This window comes from Xanthomonas sp. NCPPB 1132 (assembly GCF_056629235.1).
The window spans coordinates 1,583,720-1,609,391 of the sequence record NZ_CM152819.1 but is presented as its reverse complement, the minus strand read 5'-3'; the positions used below and the strand labels follow the sequence as shown (position 1 = coordinate 1,609,391).

The following is a 25,672-nucleotide window of genomic DNA, read 5'->3' as shown; positions in this document are numbered from 1 at the left end:
GCGGTCAGCGCAGCGCCGCCTGCAGGGCCTTGCGGATCACCGTGGCGACCTCGTCGCCGTCGGCGGCGGCGTCGCGCGCCATCTTCGCCGCCTCGGCCGGCTTGTAGCCGAGCTGCTGCAGCGCCACCGTGGCCTCGGACACCGCGTCGGTGCCCAGTTGCCCGGTGATCGGCGCGCCGCCGCTGAAGTCTGCCGCGCGGTCGCGCAGCTCCACCACCATGCGCTCGGCGGTCTTCTTGCCGATGCCGGGGATGCGGGTCAGCGCGGTGACGTCGGCGGCGGTGATCAGCCGCGCGAACTCGTCCACGCTGACCCCGGACAGCACCGCCAGCGCGATCTTCGCGCCGATGCCGCTGACCCGCTGCACGTCGCGGAACAGGCGCCGCTCGCCCTCGCGCAGGAAGCCGTACAGCGACACGCTGTCCTCCTTCTGCGCATAGTGGGTGAACAGGATGACGTCGCGGCCGACGTCGGGCAGGTCGTAGAAGGTGCTCATCGGCGCCTCCAGCTCATACCCCACCCCACCCACGTCGATCACCAGCCACGGCGGCTGCTTGTAGGCCAGGATTCCGCGCAGACGGCCGATCATTGGGCGCCTCGTGCGAGGTGCCGGGATTGGGGATTGGGGATTGGGGATTCGCCAAAGCGGGGCCGGCGCACATGCGCGCGGCTGTTGCCAATCCCGAATCCCGAATCCCGAATCCCAGCTCCACTCATTTTCTACTCCACGCCTGCTGCGTGCTGACGCCCAGGCGCTGCGCGGTGGCGCGCACGTGGGCATGGGTGATGGCGACGGCCAGCGCGTCGGCGGCGTCGGCCTGAAGTTTGCCGGTCAGGCTCAGCATGAGACCGACCATGTGTTGCACCTGTTGTTTCTCCGCCGCGCCCTTGCCGACCACGGCGAGCTTGATCTCTTTTGCCGCGTACTCGTGCACCGGCAGTTCGCGCAGCACCGCCGCGCAGATCGCCGCGCCGCGGGCATGGCCGAGCTTCAGCGCCGCGTCGGCGCTCTTGCCCATGAACACGCGCTCGATCGCCACTTCCTGCGGCCGGTACTCCTCGATCAGCGCGTCCAGTCCGTGCAGCAGGCGCTTGAGCCGCAGGGCGAAGTCGCCCTCGCCCAGCAACACCAGCGGCGCGTGGTGCACATGCCGGGTACGGCCGGCCGCGTCCACGTCGATGATGCCCACGCCGGTGCGCTGCGAGCCGGGGTCGATGCCGAGGATGCGGGTGGAGCCGGGATTGGGGATTCGGGAATCGGGAATCGGGAAAGCAGCGCCCGTGCGGGCAGAGATGCCCGTGGCAGCCATCGATGCCTGCGATGCCTCCGGTGCCGGCACGGCGTTCTTCCGGGTTCCGGGTGTTGGGCCCCGGGCCCCGGCGGTCATGGTCTCAGCCCCCGTCACTCAGCGCGGCCTGGTCCACGTTGGAATAGACGTTCTGCACGTCGTCCAGGTCTTCCAGCATGTCCAGCAGCTTGCGCACCTGCACCGCGGTGTCGCCGTCCACGGCGATGTCGTTGTCGGCACGGAAGGTGATTTCGGCGTGGTCGGCAGCCAGGCCGGCCGCGTCCATGGCGTCCTTGACCGCCTGGAACGCCTCCGGTGCGGTCAGCACGTCGATCGCGCCGTCCTCGGGGTAGACCACGATGTCGTCGGCGCCGGCCTCGATCGCCGCCTCGGTGATCTTCTCCTCGTCGGCGCCGGCGGCGAAGCTGAGCACGCCCAGGCGCTTGAACATGAAGGCCACCGAGCCGTCGGTGCCCATGTTGCCGCCGCACTTGCTGAAGGCGTGGCGCACATCGGCCACGGTGCGCACGCGGTTGTCGGTCAGGCAGTCGACTATCACCGCCACCCCGCCCGGGGCGTAGCCCTCGTAGCGCACTTCCTCGTACTCCACGCCCTCCAGTTCGCCGGTGGCCTTCTTGATCGCGCGCTCGATCACGTCCTTGGACATGTTGGAGGCCAGCCCCTTGTCCATCGCCACGCGCAGCCGCGGGTTGTTGGACGGATCGCCGCCGCCGGCGCGCGCGGCGACGCCGATCTCGCGGATGATCTTGGTGAAAATCTTGCCGCGCTTCGCATCGGATGCGTTCTTGCGGGCTTCGATCGAGGGGCCTCTACCCATGGGGCGTTCCGGACAGTTGTAAGGACAAGGCGCGGATTTTACCTGATGCAGCGCACATCCCGCGGCCCAGGCGGGCCGACGACGACCGGGGCACGTGTCCGCGCGTGCGTCCCGCTCCCCGACGGTGCCTCCCGCTCGGGTGCGCGCCGGCCCGTGGTGGCCGTCAAGTCTTGGCGGGCTGTCTACCCCGGCGCGCGGACTGCCGCCAAGACTGTAGCGCCCCACTGGGAGGCTGAACGCGCCGGTCGCGCCAGCGTTCCATCGCATCGAAGGAGATCCCCCATGTCCTGCAGCACGTCCCTCGCCCACCCGTTCCTGTCGCTGGCCCTGCGCTGCCTGGCCCTGGCCGCCCTCGCCGCCCCGGGCCTTGCCAGCGCCCAGACCGATGCCTTCCGGGGGCGCTACAGCGCCGGCGTCACCACCTATGCGATCAGCGGCCAGGAACCCCGCGCGGCCGGCAAGTACCCGGTGTACGTGCATATCGGCGGCACCGGCGAGAACTACCAGAGCAATTGGGCGATGGCCGCGGTGAACGCCGCCGCGGCCAAGGGCTTCGTGGCGGCCTCGGTGGAGTACGACAACGCCAGCTTCGGCAGCTGCGGCGTCATCGGCAATCGCGCCAAGGCCATCTTCGATGCGCAGAATCTCAACAGCGCCATCGCCCAGCTCTGCGCCCGCGACAAGGCCGACTGCTCCAAGGGCGTGGTGACCGGCGGCCTCAGCCAGGGCTCGATCATCTCGGTGCTCGCGCACGACTACGATCCCCGGGTCGCCGCCTCGTTCGGCCAGGGCACAGGCGCGACCTACACCGCCTACTACAACCTGGCGTCGTGCATCGCCGACGGCAACCACTCGCTGCCGTCCGATCGCCTGCGCATCATCAACGGCGAACGCGACATGTTCGTCGGCGGCACCGAGAACATCGCCCGCACGCAGGCGCAACTGGTCACCGGCCTGCGCTGCGACGGGCAGCAGTCGTGCTTCCGCAGCAACGGCAGCGGCTGGTACGTCGTCAAGGACCGCGAGGTGCAGGACCTCTACGCCGACCACTGCTTCATGGGCTTCGGCGGCTATCCGGGCACCCAGTGCGCGGGCGTGCTGGTCGACGGCAACTACCGCAGCGGCACCGCCGCCTGGGCGCTCAACCCCACGCTGGACTGGTTGAAGACCTTCGTGACGCCGTAAGCGGCGGCATCGCCCTACGCCGGCGCCAGGCGGTCGCGATGGATCGCAGTGCGGCGCGACCGGCGCCGCAGCGCATTGGGTTCTGGCAGACGCCAGCTCAGGCGGCGAAGCGGCCGTCGCGCAGGAACGCGGCGGTCTGCCGCGCGGCCTCCACCGAGAACAGCAAGCCGCTGTGGCTGGCGCGGACCTGGCAGTGATCGCCCAGGCCAGGCACGCGGGTCTCGGCCAGCGCCACGCTGCCGTCGGACGCCGGCCCGAGCGCGGCAAAGCGCGCGCCAAGGCCGCGGGCCACAGTGCCGGCGATCATGCCGACCTCGGCCGCCCCGTCCCAACGCGCCACGCCCCGCTGCAACAGCGCCGCACTGCGGCCCAGCGCCCGCCCGAGCCGCCGTTGTGCCAGGGCGCGCGCGGCGGCACTGCCGGCCAAGGGGCTGCCCAGGCACACCACCCGGGTCACCGGCAGTGTTGGCGCCTGCTGCAATGCCTGCAAGGCGATCAGGCCGCCGAGGCTATGCCCGACCAACGCCACCGGACCGGCGTCGGCCATACGTTCGATGCGCGTGTGCAGCCGTGGAAGCGCGGCCTCGGCACCGCCGAAGGCGGTCGAATAGCCGAAGCTGGCGACGCGCCAGCCCTCGCGGCGCAGGCGCAACGCCAGCGGCAGCAGCCACGGCCGCGCGTTCCAGATGCCATGCAGCAACAGCACCTGCGGCGCGGCGGGCATGCGCGGCTCAACCGCAGGTGGTGCGGACGATGTGATTGCTGCCATCCAGGAATACGTTGAGCCGATCCAGGCGCAGGTCGCGGGTGACCGCCTGGCCCGGCGCGATCGGCCGCACCACGCCGGCCCCGCTCTCCTTCCAGACCCGGCTCATGGTTGCCTGGGTGGCCTCCTGGCCCACCGCCCAGGCCACGGCCTCGACGTTGCAGCGGCCATCGCCCTGCACGCTCGGCCCGCCACTGGCCGGCTGCAACTTGGCCGGAGGTGCGCACGCGGCCAGCAGCGGCAACACGGCGGCGATTCCCATCCACGGTCGGAACATGGCGCGTTCTCCTGCAGGCTGGACAGACCAGCACTCTAGCGCGCGTTCGTTGCCGCTGTGTCGACGCGGCATCCCTGGACGACGTCCGGCGGCAGGCGTCAGCCCGCGCGCGGCGGCCGACGCAGGATGAATTCGAGATCGCGCACCTGCCCCACCGGGAATTCGTAGGTGCCGACCTTCTCGAAGCCGTAGCGCGCGTAGAAACGCTGCGCGCCCAGGTTCTCCGACCACACGCCGACCCACAGCGTGCGCGGGCCGTCGCGCTCCAGCCAGGCCAGGGCGGTCTCGAACAGCCGCGCGCCCCAGCCGCCGTTCTGGTGCGCGCGCAGCAGGTACAGCCGCTTCAGTTCGCCGTCGCCGGGCGTCACCTCGGGATGCGGCAGGCCGCAGGGGCCGGCGGCGGCGTGTCCCACCACCTCGCCGTCATGCTCGACCAGCCAGATCGCGTAGTCCGGATGCGCCAGCACCACCTGCGCGCGCTCGATCGAATAGGCTTCGTCGAGGAAGGCCTGCAGATCCTGCGCAGGGTACAGATGGCCGAAGGTTTCGCAGAAGGTGGCCGTGGCGATGCGGGTCACCGCCGCGGCATCGTCCGGCGTGGCGCGACGAATCAGCACGGCTCAGCGCGCCGGGTGCGCGGCGTCGGCGTCGGCCTCTTCGCCGTCGTCCTCGTCGTCGCCTTCTTCCTCGTCCTCGTCCTCTTCTTCCTCCTCGTTTTCCTCGTACTCGTAGTCGTCCTCGCCGAAGTCCTCGCCGTCCCAACGGCCCTCCGGATCCGGCACGAACGCCAGCGGCGCGTTGGCGCCGCTGCCGGCACGCACCAACCAGCCGCCGAACACGCGCGCGCGCTGGGTGACGATGGCCTCCACTGCGCCCTCGTTGCCGAGGGTTTCCCACTCCAGATTGAATGCGGTCTCGCTCATGTGTCGGCCTGCGCTACGGTTGGAAGAAAGGGATCACTGCGCCTGCGGGCGCACCTGCACGTGCACTTCGGCCAGCTGCGCGTCGGCGATCGGCGACGGCGCGTCCGTCATCAGGTCCTGCGCGCCGGTGGTCTTGGGGAACGGGATCACGTCGCGGATCGACTCGGTGCCGGCCATCAGCGCGGCGATGCGGTCGATGCCGAAGGCGATGCCACCGTGCGGCGGCGCGCCGTAGTTCAGCGCATCCAGCAGGAAGCCGAACTTGGCGCGCGCTTCCTCGGCACCGATGCCGAGCAGCTCGAACACCGCGCTCTGCATGTCCGGGCGGTGGATACGGATCGAACCGCCGCCGATCTCGTTGCCGTTGAGCACCATGTCGTAGCCGCGCGACACCGCGGTCTTGGCGTGGGTGCGCAGTTCGGCGATGTCGTCCACGGCCGGCGCGGTGAACGGGTGATGCAGGGCCACGTAGCGCTGCGCCTCCTCGTCCCACTCGAACATCGGGAAATCGGTGACCCACAGCGGACGCCAGCCGTCGGCGACCAGATTGAAATCCTTGCCGGCTTTCAAGCGCAACGCGCCCATGAAGTCGGAGACCTTGCCGTAGGCGCCGGCGCCGAAGAACACGATGTCGCCGTTGCCGGCACCGACGTGGGCGAGCAGCGCGGCGAAGGCGGCCTCGCCGAAGAACTTCTGGATCGGCGAGCTGATCTCGCCGCTGTCGGCGATCTTGACGTAGGCCAGGCCCTTGGCGCCGTACTTGGCGGCGTGCGCGGCGTATTCGTCGATCTGCTTGCGCGAGAGGCTGGCGCCGCCGGGAATGCGCAGTGCGGCGACGCGGCCGTCCGGGTCGCCCGCGGCGTTGCTGAACACCGCGAAGTCGCTGTCCTTGACCAGCTCGGCGACGTCGGTCAGTTCCAGCGCGATGCGCAGATCCGGCTTGTCCGAACCGTAGCGGCGCATGGCCTCGGCCCAGGTCATGCGCGGGAATTCGGCATCCAGTTCGACATCGACCACTTCCTTGAAGATGGCGCGCACCATCGCCTCGACGAAGTCCTGCACGTCGCGCTCGCGCACGAAGGCGAACTCCATGTCGAGCTGGGTGAACTCGAGCTGGCGGTCGGCACGCAGCGCCTCGTCGCGGAAGCAGCGCGCGATCTGGTAGTAGCGATCGAAGCCGGCCACCATCAGGATCTGCTTGAACAGCTGCGGCGACTGCGGCAGCGCGTAGAACTCGCCCGGGTGCATGCGCGCCGGCACCAGGAAGTCGCGCGCGCCTTCCGGGGTGGCCTTGGTCAGGATCGGGGTCTCGATGTCCTGGAAGCCGCGTTCGTCCAGGTAGCGGCGCAGCGCCTGCACCAGCTTGATGCGGGTGCGCTGCATGCGCTGCATCTCCGGGCGGCGCAGGTCCAGATACCGATACTTCAGGCGGGTTTCCTCGCCCGGGTTCTCGTGCGCGTGGAACGGCAGCGGCGCGGCCTTGTTGAGCACGGTGATGGCCGTGGCGATCACCTCGACCTTGCCGCTGCGCAGCTTGTCGTTGACCGCATGCCGCGCGCGCACCACGCCCTCGACCTGCAGCACGTCCTCGTAGCCGAGGCTGGCGGCGACCTTGAACACGTCTGCGTTCTCCGGCTCCACCATCACCTGCACGATGCCTTCGTGGTCGCGCAGGTCGATGAAGCACACGCCGCCGAGGTTGCGGGCCACGTCGGTCCAGCCGGCCAGGGTGACGGTTTGGCCGATCAGGGTCTCGTCGACCAGGCCGCAGAAGTGGGTACGCATCGCTAGCTCCAAACAGGGGGCGGCCGGCGCAGAAGGCGCCGGCAAGCCGGATATTCTGCGGCGCGGCGCCGGCCCGGGCAAATCGTCGCCCGGCTCACCCTGGCTTAAGTTTGCCTGCGGCTATAGTCCGCGCACCATTCACGGGGAGGAGAGAACCCATGTTGAAGCCCCTTGGCACCTGGCTGGTGATCGCCGCGCTGGCCCTGGCCAGCGCCCCAGCCGCGGCCCAGAGCGCCCGCGCCTATGCCCCGCAGGACCTGCGGCAACTGTCGGTCCCTGGCCGGGTCCGGGTGATCGAGCGCGAATACGCCGACCAGTCGCGCGGCCGGCAGATCCCCGACGACCAGCTCGAGTTCTATCTGGACCAGATCGACCGCGGCTGGAGTTTCGGCAACATCCAGCAGGACATCGCCACCTCGCTGCGCGGCAGCGGCGGCGGCTGGCGGCAGGAACCGGGCTTCGACGGCCGCACCGTCGCCTGCTCCAGCAACGACCGTCGCCGCCAACAGTGCGCGACCCCGTTCCGCGGGCCCGCCCGCTTGGTCGGCACCCTCTCCGACTCGCCCTGTATCGAAGGCCGCACCTGGGGCTCGGCGCCCGGCGTGGTGTGGGTGGACCAGGGCTGCCGCGGCCGCTTCGTCGAAGGCCGCGGCGCTCCGGGCGGCAACTGGGGCGGTGGCGGCGGTGGCGGCGTGGCCGGCACCGTGCGCTGCGAAAGCCAGGACCAGCGCCAGCGTATCTGCCCGACCGGCTGGCGCAATGCCATGCTGGTGCGACAGCTGTCGGACACCCGCTGCATCGAAGGCCGCACCTGGGGCTCGCGCGATGGCGCGGTGTGGGTCGACGACGGCTGCCGTGGCGAGTTCGCCGAGGGCCGCGGCGGCGGTGGCTGGGGACCGGGCCGGCCGCCGCTGGACAACGGCTACACGGTGACCTGCAGCAGCGACGACAAGCGCCTGCGCACCTGCGCCTGGGACCGCCGCCAGGGCCGCCCGGTGCTGATCGAACAACTGTCCGGCACCACCTGCGCCGAAGGCCGCAGCTGGGGCTACGAAGGCAATACGGTGTGGGTCAACGGCGGCTGCCGGGCGCGCTTCGGCGCGCGCTGAGCGAAGACACACGGGCCGCGTGGCGTGCTGCGCGGCCCGATGCATGGCTACAGGCCGATTTTAGGGCGGCGCTTGCCGTTCTTTTGGATTAGCCGCGACCGGGTAATCCGCGGTCGCGGCTGAAGGGCACCTCGAACAACCTGCCACGACCTGGAGCCAGGGGCAGCATCTGTCGCAACGGCACCAGAGCGGCGCCTGATCGTGGTGGTTGGGAGGCTGAGGTGGCCGCTCGGCCACCTCAGCCGATCACGCCGGCACCATGGCCCGCTCCTGTAGCCGTGCCAGCCGCATCACGTTATGGCTGGCGACCTTCAGCCCGATCACCACCTTTGCCCGCGCCAAGCCGATGCAGCGTACGAACTTGCCGCCTTGTTGGGCCAAGCGCGCAAACGGGTGCTCGCCGAACACCCGATCCTTGGCAATGCGACGGTTCCGGCGCTTTGCTGCCTCGCTCAAGGGCTTGCGTGCCTGCCCTTGATGTTGGATCGCGGGGCGGTAACCACGCTTTTTCAGGTCTGCTTCTCGCGCTGCATCGGCATACCCGCTATCGGCCCATACCGTGCGGCCGGTGTTGTCCGGGTCCAGCACCTGCTCGAAGTGGCGGCTGTCGTGCACGTTGGCCGCGCTCACGTCGTAGCGGCGGATGAAACCCCAGCGGCGGTCCGTGCTGGCGTGCAGCTTGTAGCCGTAGAACGTCACCCCATGCTTCCTGGTCCAGCGTGCCTGCACGTCTTTCTGCGCACGCTTGGCATCACTCCAGTCCTGGCCGACGTCATCGCCCTGCTTGATCTGCGCGTTCTCCTCGCGCGTGTTGCGCTGGATCGGAGCGCTGACGATGCTGGCGTCGATGATCTGACCGCCGCGGGCAATGAACCCAGCACGTTGCAATTGCTCACCGATCGCCGTGCTGATGTCGCCCATCAGATCCTTGGTCTTGAGCCGTTCGCGCCACACCCAGATCGTCTTGGCGTCGGGCACCTTGCCGCTGTGTTCCAGTCCAAGGAATTGCTGGAAGCTGCGCCGATCCAGCACCTGATACTCCAGCGCATCGTCGGAGAGGTTGTACAACTGCTGCAACAGCAGCAGCTTGATCATCATCTGCGTCGGCCAAGCCGGACGGCCGCCGCGCTTGCCGGTACCCAAGGACAGCTTCGCGTCTACGGCGTGAGCAATCCCGGCAAAGTCGATATGCCGTGACAGCAGAGCCAGAGGATCGCCGATCTGCTGCCGCTTGGCTTCGCGTTCGTGGCCGGCAAACAGGCTGATCATCGTGGCGTCCTCGGCGTGTTCTCCAGACCAATGATGCCAAAGGTGGGGTTTTTAGAGGTGCCCTGAAGCCGCTCCTACGAGAGGCCGCGCGCTTGCGCGGCCTGGCGAGGCTCAGGTCGCCGCAGGCTTGGCTGCGGCGGGCGCCGCGGCAGGCGTGGCCGCCGCAGCAGGCTTGGCCGGCGCGTCGGACGTCGCAGCGGCGGGCGCGGGCTTGCTGTCCCCGCTGCTGCCGGGGCTGCCCGACTCGGCGAGGTTGCGCTTCTTGTCGCCGTCCTTCTTGAAGTCGGTCTCGTACCAACCGCTGCCGGACAGGCGGAACGCCGGCGCGGTGAGCTGGCGCTTGACCGCCGGGGCGGAACAGGCCGGACAGGTCTCCGGATCGGGATCGGACAGTTTCTGCAGGCGGTCGAAGCTGTGACCGCATGCGGCACATTGGAAAGCGTAGATCGGCATGGCGGCAAAAACGCGAGAGCAACGGAGGCGGCCAGTATGGGGGCCGCACGCCGGCTTTCAAGCGTCCCGGCTCACGCCGGCCCGGGCTGGGGCCGCGGCGCGGTCTCCGGTGCGCCCGCCGACGGCGTCGGTGCGTCCACCAGCGGCGCCTCGGCGACCGGCTCATCCGGTGCCGTCGGTGCCTGCGCCGATGCGGGATCTGCCGGCGTGGCCGGCGCCGTCTCCAACGGGCTGACATCGAACGGCATGCGCAGCAGCAGCGCTGGCAGCAGCGTGGTCAGGGCCGCGTACAGCAGCAACGCGCCGAACAGCGCATCGGCGATGGCGAAGCGGTCGCGCAGGATGCCGGCCAGCACCAGGGTGAAGATCAGCGTCGGCGACAGCGCCAGCGACACCCGCAGGCTGCTGCGCGCGCCTTCGCCGAACAGCACCCGCCGCTGCAGCCACAGGATGCCGATGCGCAGCGGCAGCACGCAGGCGGTCATGGCCAGGCCCAGGCCCAGCGCCTGCAGGCTCAGCGCCCCGCTCGGCACCTTGGTGCCGGCATTGAAGAAGTAGAACGGCACGAAGAACGAGGCGAACAGGCGCACCGCCTGCAGGTTCTCGTCGGAGGCCAGCAGCGGCATGCGCTGGCGCAGCAGCCGCGCCACCAGCCCGGCGATGAACGCACCGACCAGGTAGTACACGCCCAGCGAATAGGTGATGTAGGCGGCGATCAGGCCGACCATCACCAGCAGCGAGAACTCCGACCCCGGCGCCTGCGGCGCCACCCAGCGCCCCAGGGCCACGAACAGCAGCGGCAGGCCGACCAGCATCGCCACCAGCGCCAGGCTGGACAGGCCCATCTGCCAGGGATCGCCGGCCTGCAGGATCACGAACAGCGCCGCCAGCGCCAGCAGCTCGCCGGCGATAGCCTTGCTGGTGACCCAGAAGCGTTCTTCCTCGTCCAGCCCCAGCCGCCCCAGCGATTCGATGATGAAGCCGGTGGACGGGGTCAGCAAGGCCAGCGCCAGCAACCCGGCCGCCTGCCATGGCAGCGCGGCGTAGCGCCAGGCCAGCCAGCCGACGCCGAACAGGGTGGCACCGCGCACCACCAGGTGCAGCAGCAGCGGCCACAGGCCGCGGCGCAACGCCTTCGGGTCCACCTCCAGGCCGGCGAACAGGAACAGCGAGGAGATGCCGAGCGTCGCCAGCAAGGTCACCACCGGATCGTGCGCACGCGGCCCCATCGCCAGCATCGCGATGATGCCGAACAGCAGGCAGGTCAGCGGCGCCGGCATCTTGAAGCGTTGCAGCGCGCGCGGGATCACCAGCAGGGCGAAGATCAGCAGCAGGTAGATCAGTTCGTGGCTCATCGGGCAGGAGATTCCGGTGGGGACCCGCCAGCGGCGGCAGCGGCGATGATGCCGGGTCGGCCGTGTGCTGCGCCATCACGGCGGAGCGCTGGCTGCGGTCGCGCCACCGCGCGGCGCCTGCGTGCGCCTGTGTGCGCCCCGCGAAGGACACGTGCTCGCTGTGGCGAATCCGCATCGCCTGCCGGCATCCGTGCCCGACACGCACCGTCAACACCGCACGCGCCGCTCACTGCGACGCCGTGCCGAACAGCCGCGCACACGCAGTGGCTCCGCCGCAACCGCCAGCCACCCGTTGCCAGTGCGCGTGGCGCCGGGTACCGCCCCGCACGCGATTCATGCAGATTTGCGCATGATGCACCGATTCGCAAGATCCCGGTCACACGCACGAAACCGCACGGCACGAACATGAGCGCCCCTCACGCAGCTGCGCAACCGATGACCGTTTCGGCGTATTTCCGCACCCCTTCTCCGACCCTGCTGGCGCTGGCGCTCGCCGCCAGCATCGCCTGCGCCCACGCCGCCGAGGCCACCGACGCAGCAGAGACCGCCGCGCCTGCCGACAGCAGCGACCAGGTTTCCACCCTCGACCAGGTGCAGGTGCTCGGCCAGGCCACCACCTACGCCAAGATCAACGTCAGCAAGGAAGCGCTGGACCGCCAGTTCGCGATGAGCAGCGTCAACGACGCGCTCAACGAACTGCCTGGCGTGATCGCCACCGAGGCCGATGCGTTCGGCTCCTCCGACTGGGGCACCCAGATCAGCATGCGCGGCTTCGTCACCAACCGCGACGACCAGCAGATCGGCACCACCATCGACGGCGTGCCCAACGGCGGCTCGGCCTACGGCGGCGGCTCCAAGGCCAACCGCTTCATCGACACCCTGGACCTGGAGACGGTGGAGGTCAGCCAGGGCACCGCCGACATCGCCTCGCGTTCCAACGAAGCGCTGGGCGGCACCCTCAACTTCCTCGCCAGCGAGCCGCTGGACCAGCAGCGCGTGCGCCTGGCCTTCGGCATCGGCGACAACCAGGCGCGCAAGTACTACGCGCGCTACGACAGCGGCGACCTCGGCGGCACCCGCGCCTGGGTCAGCGGTTCGCATGCCAGCAACGACGACTGGATCGACGGCAGCGGCCACACCACCCGCGACCACCTGGCCGGCAAGTTCGTCAGCGACCTCGGCGCGTGGACGCTCAGCGGCTACCTGTCCTACGACGACGCCAACGAATCCGAATACAGCAGCGTCACCCCGGCGCAGTTCGCCACCGATCCGGACCACGACCTGCTCACCGGCACGCTCACCGGCATCCCCTACTACGACCAGAACTACCGCTCCGGCTCGCGCGCTTTACGCAAGAACACCTTCGGCTACCTGCGCGGCCTGTTCGACGGCGGCAACGGCTTCAAGGCCACCCTGACAGGCTACGCGCACCGCATGAAGGGCCGTGGCGACTGGATTCCGCCGTATCTGGTCGACGTCACCAACGATGGCGCCGGCCAGCCCGAATCCGAATACACCGGCGGCCACACCGTGTACGGCGGCAGCGCGCTGGGCAAGCTCTACTTCGTCACCCCGAGCGGCGCGGCGGCGAGCATGCTGCCTGGCTGCGCCGACACCGCGACGCTGCCGGCCGAGTCCAACCCGGCCTGCTACCCGGCCGGCTCGCTGCCGGTTCAGTCCTACCGCCACAGCCACTACGACAACCAGCGTGGCGGCGTCACCGCCGACGTGGAATGGGCGCAGGATGTCGGCGGGCTGCACAACACCGTGCGCGGCGGCCTGTGGCTGGAACGCTACGACCGCAGCGTCACCCGCGACTGGCACCGCCTGCTCAACGTCGGTACCAACATCGCCTTCGACCACGTGCCGTACTGGGTGCAGTTCAAGGACGACTACCGCACCGACGAGCAGATGTACTACGTCGAGGACGTGATGCGCTACGGCGACTTCGCCTGGCGCGTGGGCGTCAAGCAGTTCTTCGTCGACCAGACCCGCGACCGCCGCATCGGCGACGCCGCGCACATCGAATCGGATTCGCACTCCGATCCGCTGTTCTCCGCCGGCCTGACCTGGACCACGCCGCTCAAGGGCGTGGAAGCCTTCGCCGGCTTCTCGCAGAACTTCGGCGCGATCCCCTCCGGCGTGCTCGGCGAGACCGATCCGCTGGTGCTGAGCAAGGTCAAGCCGGAAACCGCCGACAACATCGAAGTCGGCCTGCGCATGAGCCGCTGGCCGCTGACCGGCAGCATCACCCTGTACGACATCCGCTTCGACAACCGCATCGTCTACGTGCCGGCCAACTTCGTCACCGGCATCGACTACCTGGGCGAGACCGACGGCGTCTACGAGAACTTCGGCGGCGTGCACGCGCGCGGCGTGGAGCTGGCGCTGGGCTACGCCTGGGACAACGGCTGGCGGCTCAACGGTGCCTACACCTACAACAAGGCCACCTACCTGGGCAGCGGCAACGCCGCGCGCGACCAGGCGCTGGAGATCGCCCCGGGCTCGCAGGTGATCGGCCAGCCGCGGCAGACCCTGGTGCTGTCGGCCGACTGGCAGGGCCAGCGCTGGCACGGCGGCCTGTCCGGCCGCTACCTGGGCCGGCGCTACCTGGACGCGGCCAACAGCGCGGCGCTGGATGCGGTGACCACCTTCGACGCCAACCTCGGCATCGCCCTGGGCGGACTCAGCCCGCAACTGCAGCAGGCCAAGCTGGACCTGGTGATCAGCAACCTCACCGACAAGCGCTACCTCAACGGCGTGGACGGCAGCGACAGCGCCTTCATCGCGCCGCCGCGCACCGTCGGCCTGACCTTCATGGTCGACCTGTAACCGGCGCCGTGGCAGTCTCGCGGCGGCGGCCGATCCCGGCCGCCGCCGCATTGCGTTTCCCCGGACCACCATGACCGACCAGACCCGCCGCCGGCTGCTCCGCGCCGGCCTCACCGCCAGCGCCGCCGCCCTGCTGCCGCCGAGCATCGCCCGCGCCGCGGCGATCGCCCCGGACGTGCGCAGCGGCACCCTGGACGACCTGCAGCACGTGGTGATCCTGATGCAGGAGAACCGCGCCTTCGACCATTACTTCGGCAGCCTTCCCGGCGTACGCGGCTTCGGCGACCGTTTCCCGATCCCCGCCCCGCCGCTGCCCGACACCGCACCGCGCACGGTGTGGCTGCAGCCCAGCGCCGACGGCAGCCGCCAGCTCGCGCCGTTCCCGCTGCGCACCGCGCGCGACTTCGCCACCATGCGCGTGCAGGGCACCCCGCATACCTGGCCGAACGCGCAGCAGGCCTGGGACCACGGCCGCATGGGCCAGTGGCCGGCGGCCAAGCGCGACCACGCACTGGCCTACTACGAACGCGACGACCTGCCGTTCCAGTTCGCCCTGGCCGACGCCTTCACCCTCTGCGACGCCTACCACTGCGCGATCCAGGCCGGCACCAATCCGAACCGCGTGTTCCTGTGGACCGGGCAGAACGATCCGCATGCGCGCGCCGGCGGCCCGGCGATCGCCAACTCGCACGACAACTTCCCGGAACTGGGCGGCGACCCGGACGACTATCGCTGGCCCAGCTATGTCGAGGCGCTGCAGCAAGCCGGCGTGTCCTGGCAGATCTACCAGGACATGGCCGACAACTTCACCGACAACCCGCTGGCCGGCTTCGCGCCGTTCCGTGCGGCCTGGCGCGGCGCGCCCGGGCACGATCCGCAACTGCGCGCACGTGGCGTGTCCAGCCGCAGCCTCGCCCAGTTGCGCGAGGACGTGCTGGCTGCGCGGCTGCCGTCGGTGAGCTTCATCATCGCCGACGCCGCCGGCAGCGAGCATCCGGATCCGTCCAGCCCGGCGCAGGGCGCGGCCTACACCGCGCGCGTGCTCGATGCGCTGACCGCCGACCCCAAGGTGTGGGCACGCACCGCACTGCTGCTGATGTTCGACGAGAACGACGGCTTCTTCGACCACGTGCCGCCGCCGGCGCCGCCCTCGCCCTCGTCGTCGCTCGATCCGGCCATGACCGCGGCCGGCGGCTGGGCCGGCGCCTCCAGCGTCGCCACCGATGGCGAATACCACCTGCATCCTGCGCCTGGCGATGCCAAGGCCGATCCGCCGGAACTGCGCGGACGCCCCTACGGCCTCGGCCCGCGCGTGCCGCTGTACGTGATCTCGCCGTGGAGCCGCGGCGGCTGGGTGGATTCGCAGGTCTACGACCACACCTCGGTGCTGCGCCTGCTGGAACGCCGCTTCGGCGTCGCCGCCAGCGGCGTGAGCGCCTGGCGCCGCGCGGTCTGTGGCGACCTGCTCGACGCCTTCGATTTCCGCCAGGCCGATACCCGCCCGTTCGTCGCCGACCTGCCGGATGTGCGCGAGGCAGCGGCGCGCGCCGCCGCATTGCGCGACCACGCGCTGCCGCCATTGCCGGCGCAACTGCAAGCACCGCGACAGGCGTTTGGCGTGCGCCGTTCGCGCGCCCTGCCGTATCGGCCGACGGTGCAGTTGCAGTACGTGCAGGCGCGCGGCGAGGTGCAGTTGCGCATGGCCAATACCGGCGCCGCGGCGGTGCTGCACGTCTACGACCGCTACGACCTGGCCGCACTCCCGCGCCGCTACACGGTCGGCGCCGGCGCGATCCTGGACGGCACCTGGACCACCTACGACGGCCGCTACGACCTGTGGCTGCTCGGCCCCAACGGCTTCCACCGCCACTACCGCGGCGACCTAAGCGCCCCGCTTTTGCAGGCCGAGATCGTCCAGGACCTAGACGACACGCAGGCGCTGTGCCTGGTCCTGCGCAACCCGGGGACCGCGCCGCTTAGCGTGTCCCTGGAACCGGCCGCCTACGCCCAGGCACAACCGCGCCAGCGGGTGACGCTGGCGCCTGGCGCCGAGCAGCGCATTCGCTGGAATGCCAAGCCGAGCGGCGGCTGGTACGACCTGTGGCTGGTCCAGGACAACGCCCGCCAGCGCCTGGCCGGTCGCGTGGAAACCGGCAAGCCCGGCATCAGCGACCCGGCGATGGGCGGACCGGCGCGGCTGTATCAGGAGCCCGCCGGAGGCGGGCGGGATTAGGGATTCGGGATTGGGGATTCGTGAAAGCGCAATCCGCGCGCCGACACGCTCTTGCCAATCCCGAATCCCGAATCCCCAATCCCGGCTATTACGAATCCCTAATCCCGGCCCTCAAGCACCCCGATCGTCCGCAGCCAGGTCTCCACCAGCTGCGGCCACTGTGCGATCGGCAGGTTCTTCGCGCGCAGGCCGAAGGCATGGCCGCCCTGGGCGTAGATGTGCATTTCCGTCGGCACGTCGGCACGTCGGCATGGTTGAGCGCGACGAAGTACGCCAGCACCTGCGAGATGCCGTCGACATAGTCGTCCTGCGCCTGCAGCAGGAAGGTCGGCGGCGTGTCGGCGACGACGCGGATGTCCGGACGCAAGGCCAGATCGGTGGGATTGCGGGTGTCGGCGTCCTCGTCCTCGTGCACCCACAGATGGCCGGGATACACGGCGATGGCGAAATCCGGGCGGCAGCTCACGCGGTCGGCGGCATCCACCAACGGATAGGTGCGTTGGGCGAAATGCGTACTGGTCGCGGCGACCAGATGGCCGCCGGCGGAAAAGCCCATCACCCCGATCTTGTGCGGGTCCACGCCCCAGGTCGCGGCCTGCTGGCGCACCAGGCCCAGCGTGCGCTGTGCGTCCTGCAGCGCGGTCTGCACCTTGGGGTAGTAGCGCCGGTCGTTGACCCAGGTCGGCCCGGAGTTCGGCACGCGGTACTTCAGCAGCACGCAGGTGATGCCGCGCGAGACCAGCCAGTCGCAGATCTCCGTGCCCTCCAGGTCCATCGCCAGCATCTGGTAGCCGCCGCCGGGAAACACCACCACCGCGGCGCCGGTGTTGTGGCCCTGCGCCGGGTACACGGTCATGGTCGGCCGGCTGACGTCGTGGATGGCAGGCCACCACGGCTTGCCCGGGCCGGGACCGGCCGTTTCCGGCTTCGGGTGCGGCAACGCATCCGGCACCGCGCCGGGCCAGATCGGCACCTGCACGTGGCCCGGTGTGGGTTCCCAGACCCGCGCCTGCGCGGCGTGGACAGACAGACCGAGGGCGATGGCCAACGAACAGCACACGAATCGACGCATGGGACGCTCCGAACAGGATGGGGAATGGAAGGGACCGCACGATCAGTGAGCACGGCCGCGGTGGCCGTAGCCGTTGGTACAACGCAGGCGATCGCACGCGGCATCGGCACGACGGCGCCGCCGATGATCGCGAGCAGCGGCTCGTGCGAATGGCTGTTGTCCCGCTTGTGGAATCAGCCGCGACGGACCTTCGCGGTAAAGCCTGTCGCGACTGAAGCCGCTCCTACCGGAGAGCGACCTGCATCCGCCACGACAGCGCACAACGCGCCTAGCCAGTACGCAGTGCCTGCGCAGGCAGCGAGGCCACCACCGCCTGCGCCACCGCCTTCAGCGCCGCATCGCGTCCGGCGCTGTCGACCGTGGCGCCGTTGAGATACGCGGTGAGCAGCAGCGGCGTGGCCCGCCCCGGCGCCCACACGATGGCGATGTCGTTGCGGGTATCGGTGCCGTTGCTGCCGGTCTTGTCGCCGATCCGCCAGCCCGCCGGCAGGCCGGCCCGCAGGCAGTCGTTGCCGGTGCGGTTGTCGCGCATCCAGTCGATCAGGCGCTGCCGCGACGCGGGCTGCAGCGCCTCGCCCAGCAGCAGGGTGCGCATCGTCGCGGCCATCGCGGCGGGCGTGGTGGTGTCGCGCGGATCGCCGGCGACGAAGTCGTTCATGCCCGGCTCGTTGCGGTCCAGTTGGGTCTGCGCATCGCCCAGCGCACGCAGGAAGCGGGTCACCCCTGGCGGGTCGCCGACCAGCGGCAGCAGCAGGTTGGCCGCGGTGTTGTCGCTGTAGATCATCGCCGCGCGGCACAGCTCGGCCACGCTGAGGGTGCCGCCGACATGGCGCTCGGACACCGGCGCATTCGCCAGCAGATCCGCCTTGCGCACCGGCAGGCGCCGCTCCAGGGACAGCGCGCCACGGTCGACCTGCTGCAGCACCGCTCCCGCCAATAGAAATTTGAAGGTACTACACAGCGGGAAACGCTCGTCCTGGCGCTGTCCGCCCAGCGTCGCACCGCTGCCGTCGAGCAGGCTCACGCCGAGCCGGCCGCCGCTGCCGCGCTCGATGTCAGCCAAGCGCTGCTGCAGCGTCTGCGCGGGATTTTTTGCGGTTTTTGCCTGTCCTCCAGCCACCGCCAGCAGGCTCGCACCCATGCCCACGCCCTGCAGGAACCGTCGTCTCGTCAGCATCGTCCACCTCCGTCGGGAGCCAGGATGATGGCCGCATTGACCCACCCCCACCAGCGAGGTTATTCAATCGCACCCATGAGCCGAATTGATACCTGGCGATGATCCGTCCGCATCTGCCGCTGAATGCCCTGCGCGCCTTCGAGGCCGCGGCGCGGCACCAGAACCTGACCCGCGCCGCGGCCGAGCTGTGCGTGACCCAGGCCGCGCTCAGCCACCAGATCAAGCATCTGGAATCGCGCCTGGGCGTGGTGCTGTTCCAGCGCCTGCCGCGCGGTGTGGCCCTGACCGACGAGGGCCTGCGCCTGCATCCGGTGCTGACCGAGGCCTTCGACCGCATCGCCGGGACGCTGCAGCGCTTCGCCGGCGGCCGCTACCGCGAGACCCTGAGCGTGGGCGTGGTCGGCACCTTCGCGGTGGGCTGGCTGCTGCCGCGGCTGGACGCCTTCCACGCCGCGCACCCGGATATCGAACTGCGCGTGTACACCCACAACAACCGGGTCGACCTGGCCGGCGAGGGCCTGGACCTGGCGATCCGTTTCGGCGATGGCGACTGGCAGGGCCAGCACGCCACGCCGATCCTGGACGCGCCGTTCGCACCGGTGTGTGCGCCGGCGCTGGCGCCGCTGCTGCGCACGCCCGCCGACCTCGCCAGGACCACCCTGCTGCGCTCCTACCGGCTGGACGAATGGCCGCGCTGGCTGCAGGCCGCCGGCGCGCCCGAGGTGCAGGCCGGCGGCCCGATCTGCGATGCCTCGCTGACCCTGGCCGGCATCGCCGCAGCCGGCCACGGCGTGGCCCTGCTGCCGCTGCGCCTGTTCGCCCAGGACCTGGATGCCGGGCGTCTGGTCTGTCCGTTCAGCACCCGCATCGACCTGGGCCGCTACTGGCTGACCCGGCTGCGCTCGCGCGCGGAAAACGACGCCGCCCGGCGCTTGCGCGCGTGGCTGCTGGCCGAGCAGGCAGCGTCGGCCGAGTGAGTCGGCGGCGGCGCGCGCAGGCAAGTGCCTGGATGCACGGCTTGTCGGGCACTCGGCCAGTGTGAACGGGATCGCCGAAACAGCGCGCGAAACTGGTAACGATACCCATGTGAAGATTTTGTGCAGTGCCGCTTGGCGACCGGTTTGGGGCGAACTATGATCCCGGTCGCAGTCGCAATGTGCGCCTGGGGAAGGCGCCCACAGTTTCTGGGGGAAACTTGCTGATGAACCGTATTGCCTTGACCGCCCGTCCGGGACTGGTCTCGCGTGACGTCGTGCTCGCGGCCGCGCTGGCCTGCCTGTGTGTTCTGCACCTCGCCTACTTTCTGCGCAGCGGCGCAAGCGAATGGCATTGGGCGCTCAGCGCCGCCGGTTTGGCGCTGATGGCGCTCAAGGCCGGCCTGCGACCGACGCCGACCGCCCGCCCCTCGCTGCAGGGCCTGCGCTCGCGCACGCCGCTGGACTGGGCGGCGATCGCCGGCGGCCTGCTGGTCGTGGCCAGCGCCGCGGCCTGAGCGGCGTCAAGAAGCGATTGAAGCCCCTCTCCCACCGGGAGAGGGGTTGGGGTGAGGGTACGCCGGCACGCGCGGCCGGCTGCTCCGGACTCCGCAGGCACCCGCACCCTCATCCGCCCCTTCGGGGCACCTTCTCCCGCAGGGAGAAGGAACTGGCTCGACGGGAATCATCCGAGTTCGGCGGCGACACCATCGCCGAGCCGCATCCGCGCGAACAGACCCAGCCCGGACACCCACCTCTCCTGTCTCTCCAACGCCCGCCCTGCCGGCGGCGCCGCTACACCGCGCGCTTGCCGGCCTCGCCGCCCACCTGCGCCGCCACCAGTTGCCGGAAGGCGTCGCGCTGCGCGGCATCGGCGAACCAGGACGTCGGCACCAGGTCGAACAGGATGTCGTTCTGGTACAGCATCAGCACCTGCGGATTCTCGCGATAGCGCACGTAGTCGCGCCAGGAACGACGCACGCGGCCATCCGCCCAGGTGACCTCCAGGCCGGCTTCGTCCCAGCGATAGGTGAGGCGATGCCGCAACGCCGCCTGTTGCGCATACAGGCGCCGGATCCTGCGCGGCATCGTCCATGCCGACTGGATGGTCTGGCCGATCAAGCCACCGCCACCGGCGCCGGCCAGCACGATGCCGAGCATGGCCAGGCCGGAGCCATGCCGGGCGAAGGCGAACAGCGTCAACCCGCTCAGCAGCACCGCCGCCATCGCCACCAGCACGCGCCGCACGGCGCGCCGTTGATGCAGGCGCTGGGCGATCAAATAGTCCTCCAGCGTGATGTTGCCGCTGATCGTCATGCTGTTCTTCCCGCTGTCCTGCACCGGCCAGAGCGGGAGCGTGCCACGCGCGGCAGGGCCGGCGCAAAGCCGCCGGCAGGCGCGCTGCGCGGCCTTTACCGCGGCGTCGGTCTACCTGCCAGCAAGGCAGGCCCACGGCGCGCCTCAGCCGTCGATCAACTCCATCCACGTCTGCTCGGCCTGCGCCAGCTCGCGCGCGGCGGCCTCGCGCTCGCGGCCCAGCACCGCCATCTTTTCCGCATCGGCGTAGTGCTTGGGATCGGCGAGTTGGCGATCGAGCTCGGCCAGCGCCGCTTCCAGTTCGCCCACGCGCTTCTCCGCGGCGGCCAACTTGTGCGGGTTCGGCGGCTTCTTCGCCGGCAGCGGCTTGACCGGCGGCGGCGGGGTCGGCGCGGCCTCGGCCAGTTTCTGCTTGGTGCCCTGTGCGGCCGGGCGGGTGCGCAGCCACGCGGCGTAGGCGTCGAGGTCGCCATCGAACGGCTCCACCACGCCGTCGGCGACGCGCCAGAAGGTGTCGCAGACCAGGCCGATCAGGTGACGGTCGTGCGAGACCATCACGATCGCGCCCTCGAAATCGCTCAGCGCCTCGGCCAGCGCCTCGCGCATCTCCAGGTCGAGGTGGTTGGTCGGTTCGTCGAGCAGCAGTACGTTGGGCTGCTGCCAGGCGATCAGCGCCAGCGCCAGGCGCGCGCGCTCGCCGCCGGAGAAGCCGTCGACCGGCTCGAACGCGCGATCGCCGGGGAAATTCCACTTGCCGAGGAAATCGCGGAACGCCTGGTTGCTGGCGTCCTTGTCGATCTCGCGCATGTGGTCCATCGGCGACTGGCCTTCGTGCAGCGACTCCACCGTGTGCTGGGCGAAGTAGCCGATGCGCAGGTCCGGATGCGCCATGCGCTCGCCGGCGATCGGCGGCAGTTCGCCGACCAGGGTCTTGACCAGGGTGGTCTTGCCGGCGCCGTTGGGGCCGAGCAGGCCGATACGCTGGCCGGCCTCCAGGCCGAAACCGACGTTGTGCAGGATCACCGCGTTGGCGCCGTAACCGGCCTCGGCGTGGTTGAGGCGGATCAACGAGAACGGCAGCTTGGCCGGCGGCGCCAGTTCGATGCGGAACTCGCGTTCGGCGCGCACCGCCTCGGTGCCGGCCAGCTTCTCCAGGCGCTTCATCCGGCTCTGCGCCTGTGCCGCCTTGGAGGCCTTGGCCTTGAAGCGGTCGATGAAGCTCTGCAGGTGGGCGCGCTCGGCCTGTTCCTTCTCGTGCGCGATCTGCTGCTGGCGCAACTGCTCGGCGCGCTGGCGCTCGAAATCGGTGTAGCCGCCGGTGTACAGCTTGGCGCCGCCGTTGTGCAGATGCAGGGTGTGGGTGGCGACGTTGTCGAGGAACTCGCGGTCGTGCGAGATCAGCAGCAGCGTGCCCGGATACTTCAGCAGCCACTGCTCCAGCCAGTACACCGCGTCCAGGTCGAGGTGGTTGGTCGGTTCGTCGAGCAGCAGCAGGTCGCTGGGCATCATCAGCGCGCGCGCCAGGTTCAGACGCACACGCCAGCCGCCGGAGAACGAGGACACCGCGCGATGATGGGTCTCGGCCGGGAAGCCGAGGCCGTGCAGCAGCTTGCCGGCACGCGCATCGGCGTCGTAGGCGCCCATCTCGGCCATCTTGGTGTGCGCGGCGGCCACCGCCTCCCAGTCCTCGCGCGCGGTCGCCTCGGCCTCTTCGGCCAGCACCGCGGCCACCGCGGTGTCGCCGCCGAGCACGAAGCTCAGCGCCGGGTCCGGCAGCGACGGGGTTTCCTGGGCGACGCTGGCGATGCGCACCTTGCCGGGCAGGTCGACGTCGCCCTTGTCGGCCTCCAGTTCGCCCTTCACCGCCGCGAACAGGCTGGACTTGCCGGCTCCGTTGCGGCCGACCACGCCCACCCGGTAACCGGCATGCAGGGTGAGGTCGACATTGGACAGCAACAGCCGCTCGCCGCGGCGCAAGGCGAAATTACGTAGGGAAATCAAGGCAGGGCACTCGGCTAGCGAGGCGGAAGTGTAGCCGCTTCGCCCGCCCTGGCCCACCCGGGGCGGCGACACGGCGCGGTCCGGGGCTGCCCGCCGGGCGCCGCAAAAACCGGACCCAGGTCCGGATTTGTATACGCGCCCGCGTGAAAAACGGATTTCAATCCGATGGCAACCGCTGCACCGCAGCATTCACCCACCCCAATGGAAATCGCCAGACCCACGCCACCCCCACCAGCCACTGGAGTCTCCGCCCGATGACGCAACGCCGCCTCCCCCTCGTCAGTGCCGTCCTGCTCGCGCTCGCCTCCGCCAACAGCCTCGCCCAGTCCCAGCAGGCGCCGACCACGCTGGACAACATCATCGTCACCGGCACCCGCATCGCCGACCGCACGGTGGCCGAGTCGCAATCGCCGATCGACATCATCGCCCCCGAGGCGCTGCAGGCCACCGGCGCCAGCGACCTCGCCAGCGCCCTCGGCAAGCTGCTGCCGTCCCTGAACTTTCCGCGCCCGGCGATCAACGACGGCAACGACGCGCTGCGCCCGGCGACCCTGCGCGGCCTGTCGCCGGATGCGGTGCTGGTGCTGCTGGACGGCAAGCGTTACCACACCACCTCGCTGGTCAACTACAACCCGTCGGTCGGGCGCGGCTCGGCGCCGGCCGACCTCAACTCGATCCCGATGTCGGCGATCGCGCGCATCGAGGTGCTGCGCGACGGCGCCTCCGCGCAATACGGCTCCGACGCCATCGCCGGGGTCATCAACATCGTGCTCAAGCACGGCGCCAAGCCCGGCAGCAACAGTGTTTCCGTCAGCGGCGGCATCATGGACAAGGGCGACGGCGCGCAGAACGGCATCGACGGCTCCTACGGGCTGGCCTTCGGCGGTGCGCCGGACGGCGAGGCGCCGGGCTGGGTGCGGGTGTCGTGGAACTACCTCAACGCGATGAATACCAACCGCGCCGAGAACACCGACAAGGCCACCACCCTGGCCGGGGCCGCCAACCCCAGCGGCGTTCCCTACGAGCGCTACGGCGACCCGGCGCTGAAGACCTATCAGGGGCTGGTCAATTTCGGCTACGCGCTCACCCCGCACGTCGACCTGTACGGCTACGCCAACTTCAGCCGCCGCGAGGTGCTGTCCAACGGCTACTACCGCGCCTGGGACAACAGCGACCGCAACGTGCAGGCGGTCTACCCCAACGGCTTCCTGCCGCAGATCTACAACCCGTCCAACGACCGCGCCGCCGTGCTCGGCGTCAAGGGCAGCACCGACAACGGCTGGACCTGGGACGTCTCCGCCGACTACGGCAAGAACGACGTCACCTTCGACCTGCGCAACACCATCAACACCAACCTGTACTGGAGCACCGGCGCCTCGCCGACCCGCTTCAACGCCGGCGGCTTCCGCAACGAGCAGAACGCGCTCAACGCCGACTTCAGCAAGTCCCTGGACTGGGGCCTGGCCTATCCGGTCAACCTCGCCTTCGGCGCCGAGTACCGGCAGGACAAGTACGCCGTGGTGGCCGGCTCGCCCACCTCCATCTACTTCGATCCGAACGCCATCAACCCCGAGACCGGCGCGCCCTACCCCGGCGGCTCGCAGGTGTTTCCCGGCCTGTCGCCCTCGGTGGCCGGGCAGTTCCAGCGCCACAGCAAGGCGGTGTACGCCGACCTGGAAGCGGACCTGAGCGAGCGCCTGTCCGGCGGCGTAGCCGCACGCTACGAGGACTACAGCGATGCCGGCACCACCCGCTCGGGCAAGCTGTCGGCGCGCTACCAGCTCAACGACGCCTTCGCCGTGCGCGGCACCATCTCCAACGGCTTCCGCGCGCCCTCGCTGGCGCAACAGAACTACGCCTCGGTGGTGACCCTGCCGGTGGACGGCGTGCTCAGCCAGATCGGCACCTACCGCACCTCCGACCCGGTGGCCATCGCGCTCGGCGCCAAGCCGCTGGCGCCGGAGAAATCCACCAACTACAGCATCGGCGCGGTCTGGCAGCCCGGCGGCGGCTTCAATTCCACCCTGGACCTGTACCAGATCCGCATCTGGGACCAGATCCTGTATTCGGACCAGATCTCGCTGGCCGTGCCGATCGGCCAGGTCAGCGCCGCGCAGTTCTTCGTCAACGGCGCCACTACGCGCACCCGCGGCGTGGACTGGGTGAGCAACTACCTGCTCGACCTCGACCGCGCCGGCGCGCTCAACCTCAGCTTCAGCGCCAACTACAACAAGATCGAGATCCTGGAGATCTCCGATCCGAACTTCGGCCGCGCCAGCCAGGGCCTGCTGACCGACGCCACGCCGCGCACCAAGTACGTGCTCAGCGGCGACTGGACCCTGGCCGGCTGGACGCTGCATGGCGACGCCACCCGCTACGGCGCCATCACCCGCCGCGGCGACGAGGCCGACGGCAGCCAGGACCAGGCGTTCGCGGCGCGCTGGCTGCTCAACCTGTCCACCAGCTACGCCTGGCGCGACCTCACCTTCACTGTCGGCGCCGACAACGTCACCAACCAGTACCCGACCCGGACCGCGCTCAACAACATCTACGACGACCGCCCCAACGGCCTGCAGTACTCGCCGCTGTCGCCATTCGGCTTCAACGGGCGCTACTGGTATGGGCGGGTGAGCTACCGCTTCTGAGAAGGCCAGGGACCGTGGCGTGGCCGCAGGGGCGCGGCCACGCACCGGCGCGGGCTTAGAACGTAAAAGAATAAGAACATGCGCTTGCATCCTGCGACGCAGCACGCATGTTAAAAAATAATAAGCCGCCCCTGGGACGCGGCCCGCCTGGCCATGCCGGCCGCCGCGCCCC

21 protein-coding genes and 1 pseudogene are annotated in these 25,672 nt (G+C 70.0%); 7 read left to right on the top strand and 15 right to left on the bottom strand.

Going from position 1 to position 25,672, the window contains the following annotated elements; translation table 11 throughout:
- Positions 1 to 4: 4 nt before the first annotated feature.
- The 3 genes from ruvA to AC1G9L_RS06835 all read right to left on the bottom strand — a co-directional run bounded on the left by ruvA (position 5) and on the right by AC1G9L_RS06835 (position 2,127).
- Positions 5 to 589, bottom strand: coding sequence for a Holliday junction branch migration protein RuvA (ruvA, locus tag AC1G9L_RS06845; protein WP_017907444.1), 585 nt, complete (start codon positions 587 to 589; stop codon positions 5 to 7).
- 124 nt (positions 590 to 713) lie between these two features.
- Positions 714 to 1,310 carry a crossover junction endodeoxyribonuclease RuvC gene (gene ruvC, locus AC1G9L_RS06840; RefSeq protein WP_019800778.1) on the bottom strand — a complete coding sequence of 199 codons (597 nt, stop codon included), beginning with the start codon at positions 1,308 to 1,310 and terminating at the stop codon, positions 714 to 716.
- Positions 1,311 to 1,392: 82 nt separating this feature from the next.
- Complete coding sequence (locus AC1G9L_RS06835) at positions 1,393 to 2,127, bottom strand: YebC/PmpR family DNA-binding transcriptional regulator (RefSeq protein ID WP_010344319.1); 735 nt, start codon at positions 2,125 to 2,127, stop codon at positions 1,393 to 1,395.
- A gap of 282 nt (positions 2,128 to 2,409) precedes the next feature.
- Between AC1G9L_RS06835 and AC1G9L_RS06830 the strand changes: the two genes are divergently transcribed.
- Positions 2,410 to 3,312 (top strand): hypothetical protein, encoded by a 903-nt coding sequence (locus AC1G9L_RS06830; RefSeq protein WP_019800779.1) that lies wholly within the window; start codon positions 2,410 to 2,412, stop codon positions 3,310 to 3,312.
- Between the two features lie 97 nt (positions 3,313 to 3,409).
- On the opposite strand, the gene AC1G9L_RS06825 is transcribed toward AC1G9L_RS06830, so the two are convergent.
- From AC1G9L_RS06825 to aspS, 5 genes are all read right to left on the bottom strand, one after another.
- On the bottom strand, positions 3,410 to 4,036 hold the full coding sequence (locus AC1G9L_RS06825; protein ID WP_481070555.1) for an esterase/lipase family protein: 627 nt from the start codon (positions 4,034 to 4,036) through the stop codon (positions 3,410 to 3,412).
- A gap of 7 nt (positions 4,037 to 4,043) precedes the next feature.
- Positions 4,044 to 4,355, bottom strand: a complete 312-nt coding sequence (locus tag AC1G9L_RS06820; protein WP_010344322.1) for an I78 family peptidase inhibitor — start codon at positions 4,353 to 4,355, stop codon at positions 4,044 to 4,046.
- Between the two features lie 98 nt (positions 4,356 to 4,453).
- Positions 4,454 to 4,972: an N-acetyltransferase family protein gene (locus AC1G9L_RS06815; protein ID WP_481070554.1), complete on the bottom strand. Its 519-nt coding sequence runs from the start codon at positions 4,970 to 4,972 to the stop codon at positions 4,454 to 4,456.
- 3 nt (positions 4,973 to 4,975) lie between these two features.
- Entirely contained in the window at positions 4,976 to 5,278 is a 303-nt protein-coding gene (locus AC1G9L_RS06810) for a hypothetical protein (protein ID WP_019800388.1), read from the bottom strand.
- A gap of 33 nt (positions 5,279 to 5,311) precedes the next feature.
- On the bottom strand, positions 5,312 to 7,063 hold the full coding sequence (gene aspS, locus AC1G9L_RS06805) for an aspartate--tRNA ligase (protein WP_019800387.1): 1,752 nt from the start codon (positions 7,061 to 7,063) through the stop codon (positions 5,312 to 5,314).
- A gap of 158 nt (positions 7,064 to 7,221) precedes the next feature.
- Here aspS and AC1G9L_RS06800 point away from each other — a divergent pair, with 158 nt between their 5' ends.
- A complete protein-coding gene (locus tag AC1G9L_RS06800; RefSeq protein WP_010344326.1) occupies positions 7,222 to 8,172 on the top strand; it encodes a DUF3011 domain-containing protein in 951 nt (316 codons plus the stop codon).
- 246 nt (positions 8,173 to 8,418) lie between these two features.
- Here AC1G9L_RS06800 and AC1G9L_RS06795 read toward each other — a convergent pair whose 3' ends face one another.
- The 3 genes from AC1G9L_RS06795 to AC1G9L_RS06785 all read right to left on the bottom strand — a co-directional run bounded on the left by AC1G9L_RS06795 (position 8,419) and on the right by AC1G9L_RS06785 (position 11,249).
- A complete protein-coding gene (locus AC1G9L_RS06795; protein ID WP_019798968.1) occupies positions 8,419 to 9,441 on the bottom strand; it encodes an IS5 family transposase in 1,023 nt (340 codons plus the stop codon).
- Between the two features lie 111 nt (positions 9,442 to 9,552).
- Positions 9,553 to 9,894 (bottom strand): FmdB family zinc ribbon protein, encoded by a 342-nt coding sequence (locus tag AC1G9L_RS06790; protein ID WP_010344327.1) that lies wholly within the window; start codon positions 9,892 to 9,894, stop codon positions 9,553 to 9,555.
- A 71-nt stretch (positions 9,895 to 9,965) separates the two neighbouring features.
- Positions 9,966 to 11,249: a cation:proton antiporter gene (locus AC1G9L_RS06785; protein WP_010344328.1), complete on the bottom strand. Its 1,284-nt coding sequence runs from the start codon at positions 11,247 to 11,249 to the stop codon at positions 9,966 to 9,968.
- A gap of 435 nt (positions 11,250 to 11,684) precedes the next feature.
- Here AC1G9L_RS06785 and AC1G9L_RS06780 point away from each other — a divergent pair, with 435 nt between their 5' ends.
- Both AC1G9L_RS06780 and AC1G9L_RS06775 read left to right on the top strand, forming a co-directional pair.
- Positions 11,685 to 14,081 carry a TonB-dependent receptor domain-containing protein gene (locus AC1G9L_RS06780; RefSeq protein WP_019800923.1) on the top strand — a complete coding sequence of 799 codons (2,397 nt, stop codon included), beginning with the start codon at positions 11,685 to 11,687 and terminating at the stop codon, positions 14,079 to 14,081.
- A gap of 70 nt (positions 14,082 to 14,151) precedes the next feature.
- Positions 14,152 to 16,314, top strand: a complete 2,163-nt coding sequence (locus tag AC1G9L_RS06775; protein WP_481070553.1) for a phosphocholine-specific phospholipase C — start codon at positions 14,152 to 14,154, stop codon at positions 16,312 to 16,314.
- Between the two features lie 98 nt (positions 16,315 to 16,412).
- Here the strand turns inward: AC1G9L_RS06775 and AC1G9L_RS06770 are convergent.
- Positions 16,413 to 17,362, bottom strand: a pseudogene (locus AC1G9L_RS06770) (alpha/beta hydrolase).
- Positions 17,363 to 17,654: 292 nt separating this feature from the next.
- Complete coding sequence (gene bla / locus AC1G9L_RS06765) at positions 17,655 to 18,563, bottom strand: class A beta-lactamase (protein ID WP_481070551.1); 909 nt, start codon at positions 18,561 to 18,563, stop codon at positions 17,655 to 17,657.
- A 98-nt stretch (positions 18,564 to 18,661) separates the two neighbouring features.
- Between bla and AC1G9L_RS06760 the strand changes: the two genes are divergently transcribed.
- Entirely contained in the window at positions 18,662 to 19,540 is an 879-nt protein-coding gene (locus AC1G9L_RS06760) for a LysR substrate-binding domain-containing protein (protein ID WP_481070550.1), read from the top strand.
- A 224-nt stretch (positions 19,541 to 19,764) separates the two neighbouring features.
- Positions 19,765 to 20,055 (top strand): hypothetical protein, encoded by a 291-nt coding sequence (locus AC1G9L_RS06755; protein ID WP_019799624.1) that lies wholly within the window; start codon positions 19,765 to 19,767, stop codon positions 20,053 to 20,055.
- 277 nt (positions 20,056 to 20,332) lie between these two features.
- On the opposite strand, the gene AC1G9L_RS06750 is transcribed toward AC1G9L_RS06755, so the two are convergent.
- Positions 20,333 to 20,854: a YcxB family protein gene (locus AC1G9L_RS06750; RefSeq protein WP_481070549.1), complete on the bottom strand. Its 522-nt coding sequence runs from the start codon at positions 20,852 to 20,854 to the stop codon at positions 20,333 to 20,335.
- A gap of 144 nt (positions 20,855 to 20,998) precedes the next feature.
- The gene (locus AC1G9L_RS06745; RefSeq protein ID WP_481070548.1) at positions 20,999 to 22,855 is read right to left on the bottom strand and encodes an ABC-F family ATP-binding cassette domain-containing protein; all 1,857 of its coding nucleotides are present in this window, start codon (positions 22,853 to 22,855) and stop codon (positions 20,999 to 21,001) included.
- A gap of 254 nt (positions 22,856 to 23,109) precedes the next feature.
- On the opposite strand from AC1G9L_RS06745, the gene AC1G9L_RS06740 reads away from it, so the two are divergent.
- A complete protein-coding gene (locus AC1G9L_RS06740) occupies positions 23,110 to 25,500 on the top strand; it encodes a TonB-dependent receptor domain-containing protein (RefSeq protein WP_019799627.1) in 2,391 nt (796 codons plus the stop codon).
- Positions 25,501 to 25,672 lie beyond the last annotated feature (172 nt).

Excerpts from the sequence above, each read along its gene's own strand:
- AC1G9L_RS06810 (WP_019800388.1), bottom strand. The coding sequence starts at position 5,278 with ATGAGCGAGACCGCATTCAATCTGGAGTGGGAAACCCTCGGCAACGAG.
- AC1G9L_RS06820 (WP_010344322.1), bottom strand. The coding sequence starts at position 4,355 with ATGTTCCGACCGTGGATGGGAATCGCCGCCGTGTTGCCGCTGCTGGCC.
- AC1G9L_RS06795 (WP_019798968.1), bottom strand. The coding sequence starts at position 9,441 with ATGATCAGCCTGTTTGCCGGCCACGAACGCGAAGCCAAGCGGCAGCAG.
- AC1G9L_RS06740 (WP_019799627.1), top strand. The coding sequence starts at position 23,110 with ATGACGCAACGCCGCCTCCCCCTCGTCAGTGCCGTCCTGCTCGCGCTC.
- bla (WP_481070551.1), bottom strand. The coding sequence starts at position 18,563 with ATGCTGACGAGACGACGGTTCCTGCAGGGCGTGGGCATGGGTGCGAGC.
- AC1G9L_RS06785 (WP_010344328.1), bottom strand. The coding sequence starts at position 11,249 with ATGAGCCACGAACTGATCTACCTGCTGCTGATCTTCGCCCTGCTGGTG.
- AC1G9L_RS06780 (WP_019800923.1), top strand. The coding sequence starts at position 11,685 with ATGACCGTTTCGGCGTATTTCCGCACCCCTTCTCCGACCCTGCTGGCG.
- AC1G9L_RS06790 (WP_010344327.1), bottom strand. The coding sequence starts at position 9,894 with ATGCCGATCTACGCTTTCCAATGTGCCGCATGCGGTCACAGCTTCGAC.
- AC1G9L_RS06775 (WP_481070553.1), top strand. The coding sequence starts at position 14,152 with ATGACCGACCAGACCCGCCGCCGGCTGCTCCGCGCCGGCCTCACCGCC.
- AC1G9L_RS06760 (WP_481070550.1), top strand. The coding sequence starts at position 18,662 with ATGATCCGTCCGCATCTGCCGCTGAATGCCCTGCGCGCCTTCGAGGCC.
- AC1G9L_RS06755 (WP_019799624.1), top strand. The coding sequence starts at position 19,765 with ATGAACCGTATTGCCTTGACCGCCCGTCCGGGACTGGTCTCGCGTGAC.
- AC1G9L_RS06825 (WP_481070555.1), bottom strand. The coding sequence starts at position 4,036 with ATGCCCGCCGCGCCGCAGGTGCTGTTGCTGCATGGCATCTGGAACGCG.
- AC1G9L_RS06830 (WP_019800779.1), top strand. The coding sequence starts at position 2,410 with ATGTCCTGCAGCACGTCCCTCGCCCACCCGTTCCTGTCGCTGGCCCTG.
- AC1G9L_RS06800 (WP_010344326.1), top strand. The coding sequence starts at position 7,222 with ATGTTGAAGCCCCTTGGCACCTGGCTGGTGATCGCCGCGCTGGCCCTG.
- ruvA (WP_017907444.1), bottom strand. The coding sequence starts at position 589 with ATGATCGGCCGTCTGCGCGGAATCCTGGCCTACAAGCAGCCGCCGTGG.
- AC1G9L_RS06835 (WP_010344319.1), bottom strand. The coding sequence starts at position 2,127 with ATGGGTAGAGGCCCCTCGATCGAAGCCCGCAAGAACGCATCCGATGCG.
- AC1G9L_RS06750 (WP_481070549.1), bottom strand. The coding sequence starts at position 20,854 with ATGACGATCAGCGGCAACATCACGCTGGAGGACTATTTGATCGCCCAG.
- ruvC (WP_019800778.1), bottom strand. The coding sequence starts at position 1,310 with ATGGCTGCCACGGGCATCTCTGCCCGCACGGGCGCTGCTTTCCCGATT.
- aspS (WP_019800387.1), bottom strand. The coding sequence starts at position 7,063 with ATGCGTACCCACTTCTGCGGCCTGGTCGACGAGACCCTGATCGGCCAA.